The following is a 15,657-nucleotide window of genomic DNA, read 5'->3' on the forward strand; positions in this document are numbered from 1 at the left end:
GGACGCCCCTAGTCCGCCAGCAACCGGACGCCGCTCCGCTCGGCTTTTGACGAAGGTTATTGAATCCCCGGAGCGGACGCCGCTATGGGGTCGAGGGTCCGGAGCGCGAGCGTCCCCCCACGTTCCGGATCCTCGACGATCAATGCCCGGACATGTCAGGAGCATCGACGATGCACGAGAATTCTGCCGGATCGGCCGCGTTCTGGGCCTCGGTGACGCATGACGTCACCGCCCGGGTGGAGCCGGTTCTGAACCGGAATACGCAGGCCCGCGCGGATGTCATCACGTACCTGCGAGACCTCGAAGCGGTGGCCCTGCGCGAGGGCAGCAGCCGCGAAGCCCTGCAGGTGATCGCCTCCGGCCGGCGCCTCCTCGGTGACCGCAGCGAGGCGGCGCGGGCGGTGGTGGCCCGCGCGGTGCGAGCCTCCCTGGCCTGAGGCCCCGGCCGGAGCGTCAGGCCTGCGCTTCAAGGGCCGCCCGCGTGACGGCATCGGCGCCGATATCGTCGGTGCCGTTCATGCCCAGGGTCTCGATGAGGCGGACGCGGGCCCGACTGACCCGGCTCTTCATGGTGCCGACGGCGACGCCGCAGATCTCGGCCGCTTCCTCGTAGGTGAAGTTCTGCGCGCCCACGAGGACCAGCGCCTCGCGCTGGCTCAGCGGCAGACCGTCGAGGGCTTCCTGGAACTCGCGCATCTCCACGCGGATCTCCTGCTCGGGCAGGCTGGTGAGGCGCCCGGCCAGGGCGCCGTCCGCATCCTCGACCTCGCGCTTGCGCTTGCGCTGCTCGGAATAGAACAGGTTGCGCAGGATCGTGAACAGCCAAGCCGTGAGGTTGGTACCCCGCGTGAAGCTGTCGGCCTTGGTCCAGGCGCGCACGAGCGTGTCCTGGACGAGGTCGTCGCTGCGGTCGAGATCGTAGGTCAGCGAGAACGCGAAGGCGCGCAGGGCCGGGATCGCGCCGAGCAGAAGCTCGCGCATCTCGTCGTCGGCGCCGCGCGGTGTGCCGACCGGGGCTTGCGTCGCGGTCATCATGAGGATCCTCGCGTCTCGCCACGGGCGGCCAGTTCGGTGAGAAGGGCGTCGAAGCGGTCGGGAAGCGGCTGGTTCAGCACCTCGGCGTAGAGGAGGCGCAGGTTGCGCCCGATGCGGCGGCGCGCCTCGAGGGGCATGCCGACCGGTTCGGACCCCGCCGGGGGGGCCTGCGCGGGAACGGCGGATGCCGCTGCGACGGGCCCAATGGATTCCACGCTGAGGTTCGGATCGCTCGTTTCAATGCTCATCGCTGCTCATCGCTCGACGGCCGCGATCGGGGTGCGAAGGCGCGCCGTCATTTCGACGGCGGTGCTAGCGACGCACGATTTAACGCGTTCTGAAAAATGTATTCATCTGATCTTAAGCCTGCGAATGCAGGCCGAAATCGCTCCACACATTCTAGAAACGATTAGATACAAACGCATGACATCGATCAAGTGCGATCCACGCCCGTCTATAGTTCCGAAATCCTGTCTCCAAGCTGAACAATAAGGGGCCGAATCGGGGCCATCGCGCAGGGGCCGGTCCCGCCGCACCCCCGCTTATCCATCATGGAGCCAGCCGCCGAGGCCCGCGTGGCCCGCCGCTTGCGGCCCGGGATCGGGCCGTTCCGATCCCTCCGTTCAGAAACAATCCGATGCAGACAGATTCGTCCGAACTCGACCGCGCCGTCCGGGACATCGCGGACGAAATGCAGGATCGGACGGATCGGGGCGAGGTGGCGACCTACATTCCCGAACTCGCCCGCGTCGACGCGAAGGGTTTCGGCCTCGTGGTGATCGATGCGGACGGGCACGTGGCGGCCGGCGGCGACAGCGACACGCCCTTCTCGATCCAGAGCATCTCGAAGGTCTTCACCCTGACCCTGGCGCTGGGCATGGCGGGCGACCGGCTCTGGCGCCGGGTCGGGCGCGAGCCCTCGGGCAGCCCGTTCAACTCCATCGTCCAGTTGGAACGCGAGCGCGGCATCCCGCGCAACCCGTTCATCAACGCGGGCGCTATCGCGGTCACCGACCTGATCCTCTCGGGCCACCAGCCGCGGGAGGCGCTCGGCGAGATCCTGCGCTTCATGCAGTTCCTGGCGCAGGACCCGACGATCACCATCGACGAGGCGGTGGCGGCCTCCGAGCTGCGCACGGGCTTCCGCAACGTAGCCCTGGCCAACTACATGAAATCCTTCGGCGTCCTCGACAATCCGGTGGATTTCACTCTCGGCGTGTACTTCCACCACTGCGCCATCAGCATGTCGTGCCGGCAACTCGCCCAGGCGGGGCGCTTCCTGGCTCATTCCGGGCGCAATCCGGCCACCGGTCACTCGGTGGTCTCGCCCGAGCGGGCGCGGCGCATCAACGCCGTCATGCTGACCTGCGGCCACTACGACGGCTCGGGGGAGTTCGCCTACCGCGTCGGCCTGCCGGGCAAGAGCGGCGTCGGCGGCGGCATCCTGGCCATCGCGCCGGGGCGGGCCTCGATCGCCGTGTGGTCGCCGGGGCTCGATGCCTCCGGCAATTCGCATCTCGGCCGCATCGCCCTGGAGATGCTGACGAAGCGCCTCGGCTGGTCGATCTTCGGAGCGTGACGCCGGCCCGGGCGCGTCATGCCCCTGCCCCGGCGGAGCCCTCCTGCGCCAGCGCGTCGAGATAGGTGCGCAGCAGCGTGACGCGCTTCGGCCGGAAACTCGCGCCGGCGGCCTCGGCGGCCGCGATCCGGTCGGCGCGGAACATCCGGTACCCCGCGCGCAGGCAGCACCAGGCCAGGACCACGAGCTTGCGGTCGAGATAGACGATCGCCAGCGGCCAGATCGTGCGCTCGGTGATGCGCTCGTCCTTGTCGGCGTAGCGAATCGTCACCGCCTCCTCGCGCCAGCACCCCTCCCGGATCGCCGCCATCCCGACGGAAGGCGCGAAGCGCATCTCGGAGCGGCGGACCCGGGACACGGCGTGGAGCAGATGCTGCTGGCTCGCGTCCGGCAGCGTCGCCGCCACCTTGGCGAGCACCGCGTCGGCCGCTCGGGCCAGGGCCGGGTCTCCCATGTGCCGCACTTCGGCGAGGCCGAGCACCAGGGCCTCGATCTCGATCCGGTCGAAGATCTGCGGCGGTAGCGCCCCGTCCTCGATCAGGCGGTAGCCGTAACCGCGCTCGCCCTCGATGCAGGCTCCGGCCGCTCGCAGGCTGTCGATGTCGCGGTAGAGCGAGCGGATCGAGACGCCGGTCTCCTCGGCGAGCCGCGCGGCCGTCACCGGCGCCGGCAGCATGCGCAGGGCCTGGAGGAGGCGAAACAGGCGGTCCGTACGGGGCATCGCGCAACTGACGCAAACTGGCAGTTGGGCTCCCGTATAAACGGGGGCGTCGAAACCGCCAACCGGAGCCGTCCCCTATGCTGACCCTTTATCATTCCCCCCGGAGCCGCTCGACCCGCGTCGTCGCCCTGCTCCACGAACTGAACGCGCTGGATACGGTGGCGATCGAGCGGGTCGCCATCCCGCGCCAGGACGGCTCCGGCCAGCGGGACCCCCGCAACCCGCATCCCGAGGGCAAGGTGCCGTTCCTCGTCCATGACGGCGTGGCGGTCCGGGAGAGCAGCGCGATCATGCTCCACCTCGCCGACCTGTTCCCGGAAGCCGGCCTGAACATCCCGGCCGGGCACCCGCAGCGGGGTGCCTATTTCGGCTGGTTCGCCTGGTACGCGGGCGTGGTCGAACCGGTGATGGTGCTCGAAGCCGTCGGCCTTTCGCACCCCGCCCTCGCGGCGACCTTCCGGGACGGCGCGGCGATGCGGCAGCGCCTGCGCGAAGCCCTGGCGGAAGGCCCCTTCCTGTTCGGTGCGCAATTCACGGCGGCGGACCTGCTGCTCCACTCGCCCTATGCCTGGTTTGGCAAGCCCGGCGACCCGGTCCTCGATGCCTGGGTCGATCGCTGCATGAGCCGCCCGGGCGCGCGCTTTGCCCTGGAATTCGACGCCGAGTCTCAGACCCCATCCGCGTGATCACCGCGCCCAAGGAATTGGCATAAAGAAAGGCCTGCCGCGGGTTGGCGCGGCAGGCCTTGATGTCGAAGCAGGCAGAATGCCTGCGGCAGTGCCTAGAATTTAGGCTGCTGCCTGCGCCTCATCGGCGGTCGGAACCGACGCGATGGTCTTCAGGATCTGCGAGGCGATCTGGTAGGGGTCCCCCTGGCTGTTGGGACGGCGGTCTTCCAGGTAGCCCTTGTATTCGTTGTTGACGAAGCTGTGCGGCACGCGGATCGAGGCGCCGCGATCGGCCACGCCATAGCTGAACTGGTCGATCGCCGCGGTCTCGTGCTTACCGGTCAGGCGCATGTGGTTGTCCGGACCGTAGACCGCGATGTGGTCGTCGAGATTTTCCTTGAAGGCCGCCATCAGCGCCTCGAAGTAGCCCTTGCCGCCGATCGTGCGCATGTGCTCGGTCGAGAAGTTGGCGTGCATGCCCGAGCCGTTCCAGTCGGTGGCACCCAGCGGCTTGCAGTGGTACTCGACGTCGATCTCGTAGCTCTCGCAGAGGCGCTGCAGCAGGTAGCGGGCGACCCACATCTCGTCGGCGGCCTTCTTGGAGCCCTTGCCGAAGATCTGGAATTCCCACTGGCCCTTGGCCACCTCGGCGTTGATGCCCTCGTGGTTGATGCCGGCGTCGAGGCAGAGGTCGAGGTGCTCCTCGACGATCTTGCGGGCGATGCTGCCGACTTCCTTGTAGCCGACGCCGCAATAGTACGGGCCCTGCGGAGCGGGGTAGCCGGCGGTCGGGAAGCCGAGCGGGCGGCCATCCTTGTAGAAGAAGTATTCCTGCTCGAAACCGAACCAGGCGCCGTCATCGTCGAGGATGGTGGCGCGCTTGTTGGAAGCGTGCGGGGTGACGCCGTCCGGCATCATCACTTCGCACATCACCAGAACGCCGTTCTTGCGGGTGGAATCGGGGAAGTGACGCACGGGCTTGAGCATGCAGTCGGAGCTGCCGCCTTCGGCCTGCATCGTCGACGAGCCGTCGAAGCCCCAGAGCGGAAGCTGCTCGAGGGTCGGGAAGGCGTCGAATTCCTTGATCTGGGTCTTACCGCGAAGGTTCGGCACCGGAGTGTAGCCGTCGAGCCAAATATACTCGAGTTTGTATTTCGTCATTCCGAGCCTCTCGTCCTGAAGCGATGCGATATCCCGGGTTGCCTGAGACCCCAGGGTACCTGACGGGTTTCGCAGCCATCCCTGGCTGGGCCGGCCTAAGCAACGTTCGCGCCAAACGTTCCAAACCGCCGGGTGCGGCATCTGCGCCGCCCGCGTCACCGTGAGGGTTCGTTAACGGGTTTGTCCTAGCGCTGGCTGATCAGGAGATCGCGATGCGCAGACAGATCAGCGGCGCGCTCGCCGGCGCTGCGCTGCTCGCCGTCTTGGCGGGCCTGAGCCCCGTAGCCCCGCGGGCCGGCCAGCCCGAGCTGGATCGCCCCGGCATGGCCCGAAGCGACACGCCCCCGGACGCCCTCGCCGCCCTGCGCGAGAGCTACCGGCGCGCCGTGGAGGACCCTTACCCAGCGGACAATCCCTACAGCCCAGCCAAGGCCGAGCTCGGACGGCGCCTGTTCTTCGATCCCATCCTGTCGGGCGGGGGCACGATGAGCTGCGCTTCCTGCCACGTTCCCTCCCGGTCCTGGAGCGACCAGCGCTCGCGCGGCATCGGCGAGACCGGCGCCACGATGAAGTTTCGCACGCCGACACTTCTGGATGTCGCCCAGACCCCGATCCTGGGGTGGGACGGCAAGTTCCGCGACCTCGAGGACGTGACCTTCACGCCGGTCACCAGCCCCAGCGCCATGAACCTTCCGGAGGCGGAAGCCATCGGGCGGCTGGCCCGGGCTCCCGATTACGCTCGCGCGTTCTCCGACGCGTTCTCGGCGGATTCCGGAGCGGCGGGTACGGCACCGGGACCCGACGGAGCCCCGGTCACCCGGCGGCGGATCCAGATGGCTCTGGCGACCTTCCAGCGCGGCATCGTCTCCGGCCGCGCGCCCTTCGACCGCTGGGCGGAGGGCGACGAAACGGCGATCGACTCCAGCGCGAAAGCGGGTTTCGCGGTCTTCAACGGCAAGGGCCGGTGCGCCGCCTGCCATTCCGGCTGGACCTTCACGGACGGGTCGTTTCACGACATCGGCGTGGGCACGGGCGCGGATATCGGCCGGGCCACTTTCTTCTCGAACTCGGTTCAGCTGCGCTACGCCTTCAAGACCCCGACGCTGCGCGACGTCGCCGAGCGCGGGCCGTACATGCATGATGGTTCGCTCGGCACCCTGGCGGAGGTCATCGACCTCTACGACCGTGGTGGGATCGAGCGGCCGAGTCGGTCGCCCGCCATCGCGCCGATCGGCCTGACCGAGACCGAGAAGCGCGACCTCCTGTCCTTCCTGCGGACACTCAGCGCCGAAGTTCCGGGCGCCCAAGTTCCGGGCGCCGAAGTTCCGGGCGGCCCTCGCCTGAACTGAGCCTCCGGAACCACGCCCGTCCGGAGCCCCGTATCTCAGCGAAACAGCGGCATGCTGGCACCCAGGAGTCCGAGGCCGGCGATGAGCAGGCGGCCGGACCAGATCTCGCAGATCTCGGACCGGCTGGAATTGCGCGTCGCCGCGAACGAGAGGCCGGTCCCCAGGAGTAGGCTCGACAGGCTCAGGGTTGCGATCACCGCTCCCCTCCTTGTGCGACGACGGATGGACTTCCCGTAGCGCTTCGAAGGTTAGCGAACCATGGCCGGCCCGCGGGTTTCGCGCGCCATCGTCATCAATCCGTTACATCACAACCGCGCGAACAACGAACGTCATCCTATGCTTCGGCGTGGACGGCGCAGGCGGACGCGATCCTGTGAACGGAAGTTAACCATTCGGTAAGATCCGTTAACAACTTCCTTCCGCAATGCATCGAAGGCGCGTAGTTTTCATCGGGCCGGCAAGCCCCCGATCGCCGGTGATTTCAGCAAGGCCTCCCCATGCAACCCGGAAGACGTTGGCTGCCGCGCACCGCAGTCATGATGACGACGGCTTTCTTCACGCTCGCGGGCACCAACGCCGCGATGGCACACGTGAAATGGTTCTGCGCCTACGATCTGGCGGGTGCACCGCGCGGCCTCGGCGAGGTCCTGTGCGCGGATTTCGAGAAACTGGTCGGCCTCTCGCTGCTTGCCCTCGTGGTCGGGGGGCTACTTGAGGGGACGGTGCTGGGGGCAGCGCTGATCCGATCCCTGGACCGTGCCACGGCCTGGGCTCGCGAAAACACCGAATTGCTGTTTCGCGCCGTCTGCGGCGGTTTCTTCGTCGCTCTGTGGAGCCTGGGCGGCGTCATTCTCACGCCGGAGCTGAAGACGGCCAACACCGCCCTGCCCTGGTTCCAGCTCGCCATCGCGGTGGGCTTCCTGTGGCGCCGGACGATGCCGCTCTCGGCGCTGGGCATCGTGGTCCTGTTCGTCACCGCGATCCGCGCCTACGGCGCCTTCCACCTCGCCGATTATCCGGTCTTCCTCGGCGTGGCCGCCTACATCGCCCTCACGGGCCTCGGCCGTTCGCTCCCCGGCGGCATCCGCCCCCTCGACGTGGTGCGCTACACGGCTGCCGTCACCCTGATGTGGGCCTCGGTGGAGAAGTGGGCCTACCCGCAATGGTCCTACCCGCTGTTCGTCGAACATCCGGGCATGACCTTCGGCTTCAGCGGCGAGTACTTCATGAAGGCGGCCGGTGCGGTGGAGTTCGTCCTCGCCTTCGCGCTGATCTGTACGCCGCTGGTCCGCCGTGTCTCTGCGATCCTCCTGGCGGCGACCTTCATCTCGGCGATCTTCGAGTTCGGTAAGATCGACGCCATCGGCCACGCCCCGATCATCGTGGCGATGGTGGCGATCGCCGCCGACAACGCCACGGCTCCCTACCGCCTGCGCAACCTGGCGCTGACGCCGGTCGGGTACGGCGCCGCGCTGGCAGCCTTCATCGGGCTCTATTACGGCGCCCACGCCGTGTTCCAGGGCACCAGCATCCTCTAACGGGTGTCCCCGCCGGGGGGAGGCCCCGCGGGGCGAAGGGTCGGCCGGGATGTCACCGGGTTTACCGAAGGGTCTCCGCACCATCCCGGGCGGGGGCCCTTCCGGGTTACGGAGAGTGAATCAGGCGGCGGGACGCGCGCTCACTGCCCCTCGACGCGGACGCTGAGCTTCATCTTGGGATGGATGCCGCACAACACCGCGAAGGTTCCCCTGACCGGGAAGGTGACTTTGGTCCGGCTTCCGGGCTTCAGGTCGCCGGAGTCGAAATTGAAATCGGGCGCATCGACGTAGACGTGGTGCAGCAGATCGCCGTCGTCGTTGACGATCTCGACGCTGGCACCGCGCGGCACCAGGAGAGCGTTCGGCTGAAATGCCCGCCCCTTCTGGGACACGTGAAGGATCGGCGCACCGACCACGGCCAGGGCAGCACCGGCAGCCGCCATACCCAGCACGCCGAAGATCAGGCAACAAACGGAGAGGCGTCGCATCGATGGTCCGTTCGTAGAAGCATGGTGAGGCGCGGAACCCGCCGATCAAGTTTCGAAGGCGCACTGCGACCGGCACGCTCGAAACCCTGCAACCGCACGAAGACACGTGCGCGTGAAGCATCCGTTAATGCGGCAAGGGGCGGTGCGACACTTCAAGATCACCTTAACGTCTGTCCGACATACTGGCCGTTATCGATGGACGGACGGATTTGATGACACCTCCCGAAGCACCGATGTCGACCGGCAGCCGGCGTCGCCGGACCCTGCCGGACACTCTCGGCGCGATGCTCGGTACGATCCGGGGCCGGATCGTGATCGCCTTCCTGGTCATGAGCACGATCACGGGTGCGCTCGGGCTGTCGGCTGCGTCGAGTATCCGGCGGGCGGACGAACTCGTGAGCCAGACCTTCGACCGCTCGCTGATGTCCATCAACTACGCGCGGGCCGCCGCCACCGATTTCGCCGGGATGCGCGCCGTGGAGGCACGCCGCTGGCTGATGCGCGATCCGGCGGCGCGAACGGCCCTCGAGGAGCGGGTCGTCAGCCTCCAGCAATCCCTGGCGGAAGATCTCGCGATCGCCGTCGAGCGCGCCCAGTCCGATCGGGCCACCGAGGCCGCCCGGGCCGCCGAGCAGGCCGTATCGGCCTGGACCGCCGCCCGCTCCAAGCTGTCGGACCAGGGCCGGACCGAGGAGGCCTACGCGGATCTCGACCGCTACGCGGCGATCGCGGAGGAGAATTTCGACCTCTTCATCAACCACACCGCCGGCGACGGCTTCATCTACCGCCAGCAGGCGCGCGCCATCGTGGCGCGCGAGACCCAGATCAACCTCTTCGGCACCCTGATCGCCGTGCTTCTCTCCGGTACGGTGGCGTTCGGCCTCGCGCGCCGCATCATGCGGCCCCTGGCCGAGGCCTCGCGGGCGGCCTCGCGCATCGCGGCCGGCGATCTCAGTGGAACGATGCCGACGGGGAGCGCCGACGAGATCGGCACGCTCCTGGTCGCCATGGGCGTCATGCGCGACAACATCCGCCAGGCGATGGAGCAGGAAGTCGCCCAGCGCATCTCGGCCGAGGACCAGCTCGCGGACGCCCTGGAGACCTCCCGCGAGGGCATCGTGGTCGTCGACGAGGCCGGCCGCATCACCCTCACCAACAGCCAGGCCGACGACTATCTCGGGTTCGCCGCCGGCACACTCCCGGCCGGCAGCGCCATCGCGAGTCTCGTGGCGCGCTCGGCCGCGGGCGCCGGATGCCTCGCCCGGGCGCTCCTCGACGCCCGGGAGGAGCGCAGCGAGTTGCGCCTCGGCGATGGACGCTGGCTCCGGATCAGCCGGAACGCCACCCGCAGCGGCGGCTTCATCGCGGTCTGCAGCGACATCACCCTGCTCAAGGAGCAGGAGGCCACCCTCCAGTCGACCAACCTGCGCCTCGACACCGCCCTCGACAACATGTCCCAGGGTCTGTGCCTCTTCGACGCCGACGGCCGTCTCATCGTGGTCAACCGGCGCTACTGCGAGATCTTCGGCCTCGGCCCCGCGCAATTGCCCCTCGGCCTGCCCTATCGCGAGGTGGCGGCCCTCAGCAGCGCCGGCACCGCCTACGCGCATGAAGAACCGGACGCCTTCGCCCTCGCCCTGGCCGAGACGGCCCCGGGCCGGCCCAGCGATTCCGACTTCCTCCACCTCGGCGACGGCCGGGTGGTGGCGGTCTCGCACAAGGCCGTGCACGGCGGCGGCCTCGTGGCCACCTTCGAGGACGTCACCGAACGCCGGGAGGCGGATGCCCGCATCGCCTTCATGGCCCGCCACGACGTCCTGACCGGCCTGCCGAACCGGGCGATGTTCGGCGAGCGCATCGAGGAGGCGGTGGCGCATCTGGGCCGCGGGAGCCCCTTCGCGGTGCTGTGCCTCGACCTCGACCGGTTCAAGGAGGTCAACGACACCCTCGGCCATCCCGTGGGCGATGCCCTCCTGCGCGCGGTGGCCGACCGGCTCCGGGCCTGCGTGCGCGAAGTCGACACCGTCGCGCGCCTCGGCGGCGACGAGTTCGCCATCATCCTGGCGGGGGCCGAGAAGCCGCAAGACGCCGCCGTGCTCGCGCGCCGCATCATCGACGTCGTCAGCGCGCCCTACGACCTCGACGGACACCGCGCCAGCGTCGGGGTCAGCATCGGTATCTGCTTCGCCCCCGGCGACGGCACCACCTGTGACAAGCTCCTCAAGAACGCCGACGTGGCCCTCTACCGCGCCAAGGCGGACGGACGCGGCACCAAGCGCTTCTTCGAGGTGGAGATGGACGTCAGTCTGCGGGCGCGCCGGGCCCTCGAGATCGACCTGCGCGAGGCGCTGGAGCGCGAGGAGTTCGAGCTGCACTACCAGCCGATCTACGATTTCCGCGGCCGGCGCATCGGCGGCTTCGAGGCCCTGGTACGCTGGCGCCACCCCGTGCGCGGCCTCGTGCCGCCAGCCGAGTTCATCGCGGTGGCCGAGGAGATCGGCCTCATCGTCCCCCTCGGCGCCTGGTGCCTCACCACGGCCTGCACGGAGGCGATGCGCTGGCCGGACGGCATCAAGGTGGCGGTGAATGTCTCGGCGGTGCAGTTCCGCGACGAGATCATCGTCGAGTCCGTCCGCGCGGCCCTGGCCAAGAGCCGCCTGCCGCCGGGCCGCCTGGAACTGGAGATCACCGAATCGGTGCTCCTGAAGGACAACCTCGCGACGCTGGCGACCCTCTACGCCCTGCGCCGCCTCGGGGTGCGGATCGCCATGGACGATTTCGGCACCGGCTATTCCAGCCTGAGCTACCTGCGCAGCTTCCCCTTCGACAAGATCAAGATCGACCAGTCCTTCGTGCGCGACATCACGAGCAAGACCGATTCCGGGCTGATCGTGCGGGCCGTGATCGGCCTCGGCCTCAGCCTCGGGATGCGCACCACCGGCGAGGGCATCGAGACCCAGGAGCAGTTCGATCGCCTGCGCTGCGAGGGCTGCGACGAAGGCCAGGGCTACTTCTTCGCCAAGCCCGGGCCGGCACGCGACGTGCCCCGGATGATCGAGCGCTGGTCGTCCGCCGGCACGGGGAATTCCCGCGCCGTGGCCTGAGACGGCGCGGGAATGCCCCGCGCCGGACGCGCCTTCAATCCACGACCTTGCTCAATCCACGACCTTGAGGTCGTTCACGTTCACGTCGCCGTTCTGGCTGGTGAAGCTCGGTGCCCGGCCGTTCGACTGCGAGACGCCGCTGATGCGGTGGTCGCCGCTGTCGTAGGTGGTCAACTTGCCGTCGGTCTCCACGAGGAGCCGCTGCTTGTCGGGAAAGAACGCGTAGCGCATGTCGTTCTGGCCGCCGCTGCGCGACGGCTGGCCGAGCTCCTTCGGCCACCAGGGCTCCGAGCCCTTCATCGGCTTCATCGGTTCCATGGGCTTCATCGGTTCCATCGGCTTCATCGGCTTCATCGGTTCCATCGGCTTCATCGGTTCCATCGCGCTCGCTCCTCCGGCGGGTGTCTTGAGCCAACGCTACGCTCGAGGCGCCGCAAGGTTTCCCAGAAAAGTCAGGCGCCGGTCGCCGCCGCGCGGCGGGAGGGGTGATCCGAGGCCGGCCAACCTTGACCGGCATTGAATTCTCCAGGGGGCGGAGGCATATCGCGCCCGACAGCCAAACCCTTTCAACATCCGGAGACGATCCCTTGAGCGACACCGTGGAGCGGCACGAATTCGGTGCCGAAGTCGGGCGCCTGTTGGACCTCGTGGTCCATGCCCTCTATTCGGACCGCGAGATCTTCCTGCGCGAGCTGGTGGCCAACGCCGCCGACGCCATGGACCGGCGCCGCTTCGAGGCGCTGACCGACCAGGCCTCGGCGCTGCCCCCGGACGCCAAGGTCCGCATCGTTCCCGACAAGGCCGCCCGGACCCTGACCCTCTCAGATGCCGGCATCGGCATGACCAAGGCGGAGCTGGCCCAGAACCTCGGCACCATCGCCCGCTCCGGCACCCGCGCCTTCAGCCAAGCCCTTGGCGACGCCAAGAATGCCGCCGACATCAAGCCCGAGGACAAGCCGAGCCTGATCGGCCAGTTCGGCGTCGGCTTCTACTCGGCCTTCATGGTCGCCGACCGGGTCACCGTCACCTCGCGCCGCGCCGGCTCGGAGGAGGCCTGGACCTGGGCCTCCGAGGGCCAGGGCAGCTACACCCTGGAGCCCGCCACCCGGGCTGAACCCGGCACCGACATCGTCCTGCACCTCAAGGCGGATGCCGACGAGTACCTGGAGAGCTACCGGCTCGACCACGTCGTGCGCAAATGGGCCGACCACATCACGGTGCCGATCGCGATCACAGGCGAGGACGGCAAGGAAGAGAACGCCAACCAGGGCACCGCCCTGTGGCGCAAGGCGAAATCCGAGGTCACGCCGGAGCAGTACACCGCGTTCTACCGACATGTCGGCATGAACTTCGACGAGCCCTGGGCGACCCTGCACTGGCGGGCCGAGGGCGCGCTGGAATTCTCGGCGCTGCTGTTCGTGCCTGGCATGAAGCCGTTCCAGGCGGTGGAGGGCGAGCGCGCCAGCAAGGTGCGCCTGCACGTGCGGCGCATGTTCATCACCGACGAGGCCGAGCTCCTTCCCTCCTGGCTGCGCTTCGTCCAGGGCGTGGTCGACACCGAGGATCTGCCCCTCAACGTCTCCCGCGAGATGCTGCAGGCGACCCCGGTGCTCACGAAGATCCGCCGCGCCGTCACCGGCCGCGTGCTGACCGAGCTGACCAACCGCGCCAAGGATGCCGAGGGCTATCGCCCGTTCTGGGAGAATTTCGGCCCCGTCCTCAAGGAGGGCATCTACGAGGACCATGAGCGCCGGGCCGAGATCGCCCCCTTGCTGCGCTTCCATTCCTCGGCCGTCGACGGCTGGACCTCCCTGCCCGACTACGTCTCCCGCATGAAGGACGGCCAGGAGGCGATCTACTACCTCGTCGCCGACGACGCCGACGCCCTGAAGCGCTCGCCTCAACTCGAGGGGTTCCGCGCGCGCGGTGTCGAGGTCCTGCTGCTGTCCGACCACGTCGACGCCTTCTGGCCCGAGGCGCTCGCCCGCTTCGACGACAAGCCGCTGCGCTCGGTGACGCAGGGAGCGGTCGATCTCTCGAAGTTCGCCGGGGAAGCGCCCGACGGCGCGGAGTCTCCGGCCACCGTCGAGGCGCTGGTCACGGCCCTGAAGGCGGCACTCGGCCCCGACGTCTCCGACGTGCGCGCCACCGATCGCCTGGTGGAGAGCGCGGTGGTGCTCTCGGCCTCCGGTCACGGCCCCGACCTGCAGATGCAGCGGCTGCTGCGGCGGGCGGGACGCGGCGGCGGCAGCATGCCGGTGTTGGAAATCAACCCGCGCCACCCGCTGATCCAGTCGCTGGCCGCCAAGGTCGACACCCAGGGCGACATCACGGAGGCCGCCGGCACGCTTCTGGATCTCGCCCGGGTGCAGGATGGGGACACGCCGCGCGATCCCGTCGCCTTCGCGCAGAAGATGGCGGCGGCCCTCGCCACGGCCTGAACCCGGTATTTTCCAGGAGATCAATCCGGCGACGTGCCACGTCGCCGGATTTATTCTTCCACTTTGCCCGCCGAATGACGGAACGAGTACCCCGGAATCGGGTTGAACTCCAGAATTGATCTGGAGGAAACATGACCATTCGTAATCTTGCCGTCGCCACCGCCGCCCTGATGCTGACCGCGACCACCGCCTTCGCCGCCCCCTGCGCGACCGGCACGACCAGCAACATGAAGGACAAGTCCGCATCCATGGACAAGTCCTCCACTGTCGATGGTGGATCGAGCGCCAAGGTCACGCCCGGTGCCAAGGCCGAGTCGCCCGGCACCGTCGGTGCGATGAACAATGTTGGCGCGAACACGCAGCCGGCCCCGGGCGAGAAGAAGCCTGCCGAGGGTCAGGTCGTGAAGGGTGACAGCGCCGACAATTGCTAATCACGGCTGCGCTGAGGTCGGGCGCGGAACGTCACGCCAGGCTCTGACGCGCCGATGACCTGAGACATCCCTACGAAGCTCCGTGCGCCGAACCGGCGGGCGGGGCCTCTTGCCGTCGATGGTCCCATCGTGTTCCGCGCGGCAGAATGGACACGGACAGCAGCGTGCCCCGGCGCTAGAAGCCGCGCGGATGGACCTTCGCCCCTATCAACGCGCCAGCCTCGATGCACTCCACGCCGCCTGGGCGCGGGGCGACGGGGCCGGTCTCATCGTGCTGCCCACCGGGGCGGGCAAGTCCCTGGTCATCGCGGCTCTGGTGCGCGAGACCCTCGCGGCGAACCCGGCGCACCGCGTCCTCGTCGTCACCCACACCCGCGAGCTGATCGCCCAGAACCACGGCGAGCTCCTGAACCTCTGGCCGGGCGCGCCGGCCGGTCTCTACTCGGCCGGGCTCGGGCGCCGGGACGAGGGGGCGCAGGTGCTGTTCTGCGGCATCCAGTCGGTCTGGAACCGCGTACCCGAGATCGGACCGTTCGACCTCGTCGTGGTGGACGAGGCCCACCTGATCCCCCGCGACGCCGAGACCCGTTACGGCCGCTTCCTCGCCGCCCTGAAGGCCGCCCGCCCGGATCTGCGCGTGGTCGGCCTGACCGCCACGCCTTACCGCCTGGACAGCGGCCGCCTCGACGAGGGTCCGGGACGGCTGTTCGACGCCATCGTGTACGAGGCGAATGTCGGCGACCTGATCTACCAGGGTTACCTCGCGCCCCTGATCTCCAAGGCCACCGCCACGGCCCTCGACGTCACGGGCGTGCCCCGGCGCGGCGGGGACTACATCCCGAGCGCCCTGGAGGCCGCCGTCAACCAGGATTGGATCACCCGCGCGGCCGTGGAGGAGATGGTGGGCTACGGGCAAGGCCGACGCGCCTGGCTCGCTTTCTGCGCCGGGCTCGCCCACGCCACTGCCGTGCGCGACGCGATCCGGGCCGAGGGCCATACCTGCGAGACTCTCTCGGGCGAGACCCCGAAGCGGGCGCGCGACCGCATGGTCCGCGATTTTCGCGAGGGCCGGATCCGATGCCTGACCTCGGTGGGGGTCCTGGCCACCGGATTCAACGTGCCCCAGGTCGACCTCGTCGCCC

At 68.7% G+C, this 15,657-nt stretch carries 16 protein-coding genes; 9 read left to right on the plus strand and 7 right to left on the minus strand.

Annotated features, from left to right (window positions below; translation table 11 throughout):
• Window positions 1-170 precede the first annotated feature (170 nt).
• The gene (locus MFF30_RS15310) at window positions 171-437 is read left to right on the plus strand and encodes a hypothetical protein (protein WP_238280254.1); all 267 of its coding nucleotides are present in this window, start codon (window positions 171-173) and stop codon (window positions 435-437) included.
• Between the two features lie 16 nt (window positions 438-453).
• Here MFF30_RS15310 and MFF30_RS15315 read toward each other — a convergent pair whose 3' ends face one another.
• Both MFF30_RS15315 and MFF30_RS15320 read right to left on the minus strand, forming a co-directional pair.
• Window positions 454-1,032: a sigma-70 family RNA polymerase sigma factor gene (locus tag MFF30_RS15315; RefSeq protein ID WP_238280267.1), complete on the minus strand. Its 579-nt coding sequence runs from the start codon at window positions 1,030-1,032 to the stop codon at window positions 454-456.
• Window positions 1,032-1,283, minus strand: coding sequence for a NepR family anti-sigma factor (locus tag MFF30_RS15320; RefSeq protein ID WP_238280255.1), 252 nt, complete (start codon window positions 1,281-1,283; stop codon window positions 1,032-1,034). Before MFF30_RS15320 ends, MFF30_RS15315 begins: the two co-directional genes overlap by 1 nt.
• A 389-nt stretch (window positions 1,284-1,672) precedes the next feature.
• Here MFF30_RS15320 and MFF30_RS15325 point away from each other — a divergent pair, with 389 nt between their 5' ends.
• A complete protein-coding gene (locus MFF30_RS15325) occupies window positions 1,673-2,614 on the plus strand; it encodes a glutaminase (protein WP_238280256.1) in 942 nt (313 codons plus the stop codon).
• Window positions 2,615-2,630: 16 nt separating this feature from the next.
• Here MFF30_RS15325 and MFF30_RS15330 read toward each other — a convergent pair whose 3' ends face one another.
• Window positions 2,631-3,335, minus strand: a complete 705-nt coding sequence (locus MFF30_RS15330) for a helix-turn-helix transcriptional regulator (RefSeq protein WP_238280257.1) — start codon at window positions 3,333-3,335, stop codon at window positions 2,631-2,633.
• A gap of 77 nt (window positions 3,336-3,412) precedes the next feature.
• Between MFF30_RS15330 and MFF30_RS15335 the strand changes: the two genes are divergently transcribed.
• The gene (locus tag MFF30_RS15335; protein WP_238280258.1) at window positions 3,413-4,021 is read left to right on the plus strand and encodes a glutathione S-transferase family protein; all 609 of its coding nucleotides are present in this window, start codon (window positions 3,413-3,415) and stop codon (window positions 4,019-4,021) included.
• A 102-nt stretch (window positions 4,022-4,123) separates the two neighbouring features.
• On the opposite strand, the gene MFF30_RS15340 is transcribed toward MFF30_RS15335, so the two are convergent.
• Window positions 4,124-5,164, minus strand: coding sequence for a glutamine synthetase beta-grasp domain-containing protein (locus MFF30_RS15340; protein ID WP_238280259.1), 1,041 nt, complete (start codon window positions 5,162-5,164; stop codon window positions 4,124-4,126).
• A 212-nt stretch (window positions 5,165-5,376) separates the two neighbouring features.
• Between MFF30_RS15340 and MFF30_RS15345 the strand changes: the two genes are divergently transcribed.
• Window positions 5,377-6,513, plus strand: a complete 1,137-nt coding sequence (locus MFF30_RS15345) for a cytochrome-c peroxidase (RefSeq protein WP_373320913.1) — start codon at window positions 5,377-5,379, stop codon at window positions 6,511-6,513.
• Window positions 6,514-6,548: 35 nt separating this feature from the next.
• On the opposite strand, the gene MFF30_RS15350 is transcribed toward MFF30_RS15345, so the two are convergent.
• Complete coding sequence (locus tag MFF30_RS15350; protein ID WP_238280260.1) at window positions 6,549-6,710, minus strand: hypothetical protein; 162 nt, start codon at window positions 6,708-6,710, stop codon at window positions 6,549-6,551.
• 342 nt (window positions 6,711-7,052) lie between these two features.
• On the opposite strand from MFF30_RS15350, the gene MFF30_RS15355 reads away from it, so the two are divergent.
• Window positions 7,053-8,051 (plus strand): hypothetical protein, encoded by a 999-nt coding sequence (locus MFF30_RS15355; RefSeq protein WP_238280269.1) that lies wholly within the window; start codon window positions 7,053-7,055, stop codon window positions 8,049-8,051.
• Between the two features lie 140 nt (window positions 8,052-8,191).
• On the opposite strand, the gene MFF30_RS15360 is transcribed toward MFF30_RS15355, so the two are convergent.
• The gene (locus MFF30_RS15360; RefSeq protein WP_238280261.1) at window positions 8,192-8,539 is read right to left on the minus strand and encodes a cupredoxin domain-containing protein; all 348 of its coding nucleotides are present in this window, start codon (window positions 8,537-8,539) and stop codon (window positions 8,192-8,194) included.
• Window positions 8,540-8,751: 212 nt separating this feature from the next.
• Between MFF30_RS15360 and MFF30_RS15365 the strand changes: the two genes are divergently transcribed.
• Complete coding sequence (locus MFF30_RS15365; protein WP_238280262.1) at window positions 8,752-11,643, plus strand: EAL domain-containing protein; 2,892 nt, start codon at window positions 8,752-8,754, stop codon at window positions 11,641-11,643.
• Window positions 11,644-11,694: 51 nt separating this feature from the next.
• Here the strand turns inward: MFF30_RS15365 and MFF30_RS15370 are convergent, their stop codons facing one another.
• The gene (locus MFF30_RS15370; RefSeq protein WP_238280263.1) at window positions 11,695-12,024 is read right to left on the minus strand and encodes a hypothetical protein; all 330 of its coding nucleotides are present in this window, start codon (window positions 12,022-12,024) and stop codon (window positions 11,695-11,697) included.
• Between the two features lie 206 nt (window positions 12,025-12,230).
• On the opposite strand from MFF30_RS15370, the gene htpG reads away from it, so the two are divergent.
• The 3 genes from htpG to MFF30_RS15385 all read left to right on the plus strand — a co-directional run.
• Complete coding sequence (gene htpG / locus MFF30_RS15375; RefSeq protein WP_238280264.1) at window positions 12,231-14,084, plus strand: molecular chaperone HtpG; 1,854 nt, start codon at window positions 12,231-12,233, stop codon at window positions 14,082-14,084.
• Window positions 14,085-14,215: 131 nt separating this feature from the next.
• Complete coding sequence (locus MFF30_RS15380; RefSeq protein WP_238280265.1) at window positions 14,216-14,515, plus strand: hypothetical protein; 300 nt, start codon at window positions 14,216-14,218, stop codon at window positions 14,513-14,515.
• A gap of 190 nt (window positions 14,516-14,705) precedes the next feature.
• Window positions 14,706-15,657, plus strand: a 952-nt coding sequence (locus MFF30_RS15385; protein WP_238280266.1) for a DEAD/DEAH box helicase, incomplete at its 3' end; no start/stop codon positions are given.

Origin of the sequence: Methylobacterium goesingense (assembly GCF_022179225.1) — a bacterium.
Classification (GTDB): Bacteria; Pseudomonadota; Alphaproteobacteria; order Rhizobiales; family Beijerinckiaceae; genus Methylobacterium; species Methylobacterium goesingense.

Coding starts and splice junctions, on each gene's coding strand:
- MFF30_RS15310 (WP_238280254.1), top strand. CDS start 171: ATGCACGAGAATTCTGCCGGATCGGCCGCGTTCTGGGCCTCGGTGACG.
- MFF30_RS15315 (WP_238280267.1), bottom strand. CDS start 1,032: ATGACCGCGACGCAAGCCCCGGTCGGCACACCGCGCGGCGCCGACGAC.
- MFF30_RS15320 (WP_238280255.1), bottom strand. CDS start 1,283: ATGAGCATTGAAACGAGCGATCCGAACCTCAGCGTGGAATCCATTGGG.
- MFF30_RS15325 (WP_238280256.1), top strand. CDS start 1,673: ATGCAGACAGATTCGTCCGAACTCGACCGCGCCGTCCGGGACATCGCG.
- MFF30_RS15330 (WP_238280257.1), bottom strand. CDS start 3,335: ATGCCCCGTACGGACCGCCTGTTTCGCCTCCTCCAGGCCCTGCGCATG.
- MFF30_RS15335 (WP_238280258.1), top strand. CDS start 3,413: ATGCTGACCCTTTATCATTCCCCCCGGAGCCGCTCGACCCGCGTCGTC.
- MFF30_RS15340 (WP_238280259.1), bottom strand. CDS start 5,164: ATGACGAAATACAAACTCGAGTATATTTGGCTCGACGGCTACACTCCG.
- MFF30_RS15345 (WP_373320913.1), top strand. CDS start 5,377: ATGCGCAGACAGATCAGCGGCGCGCTCGCCGGCGCTGCGCTGCTCGCC.
- MFF30_RS15355 (WP_238280269.1), top strand. CDS start 7,053: ATGACGACGGCTTTCTTCACGCTCGCGGGCACCAACGCCGCGATGGCA.
- MFF30_RS15360 (WP_238280261.1), bottom strand. CDS start 8,539: ATGCGACGCCTCTCCGTTTGTTGCCTGATCTTCGGCGTGCTGGGTATG.
- MFF30_RS15365 (WP_238280262.1), top strand. CDS start 8,752: ATGACACCTCCCGAAGCACCGATGTCGACCGGCAGCCGGCGTCGCCGG.
- MFF30_RS15370 (WP_238280263.1), bottom strand. CDS start 12,024: ATGGAACCGATGAAGCCGATGGAACCGATGAAGCCGATGAAGCCGATG.
- MFF30_RS15380 (WP_238280265.1), top strand. CDS start 14,216: ATGACCATTCGTAATCTTGCCGTCGCCACCGCCGCCCTGATGCTGACC.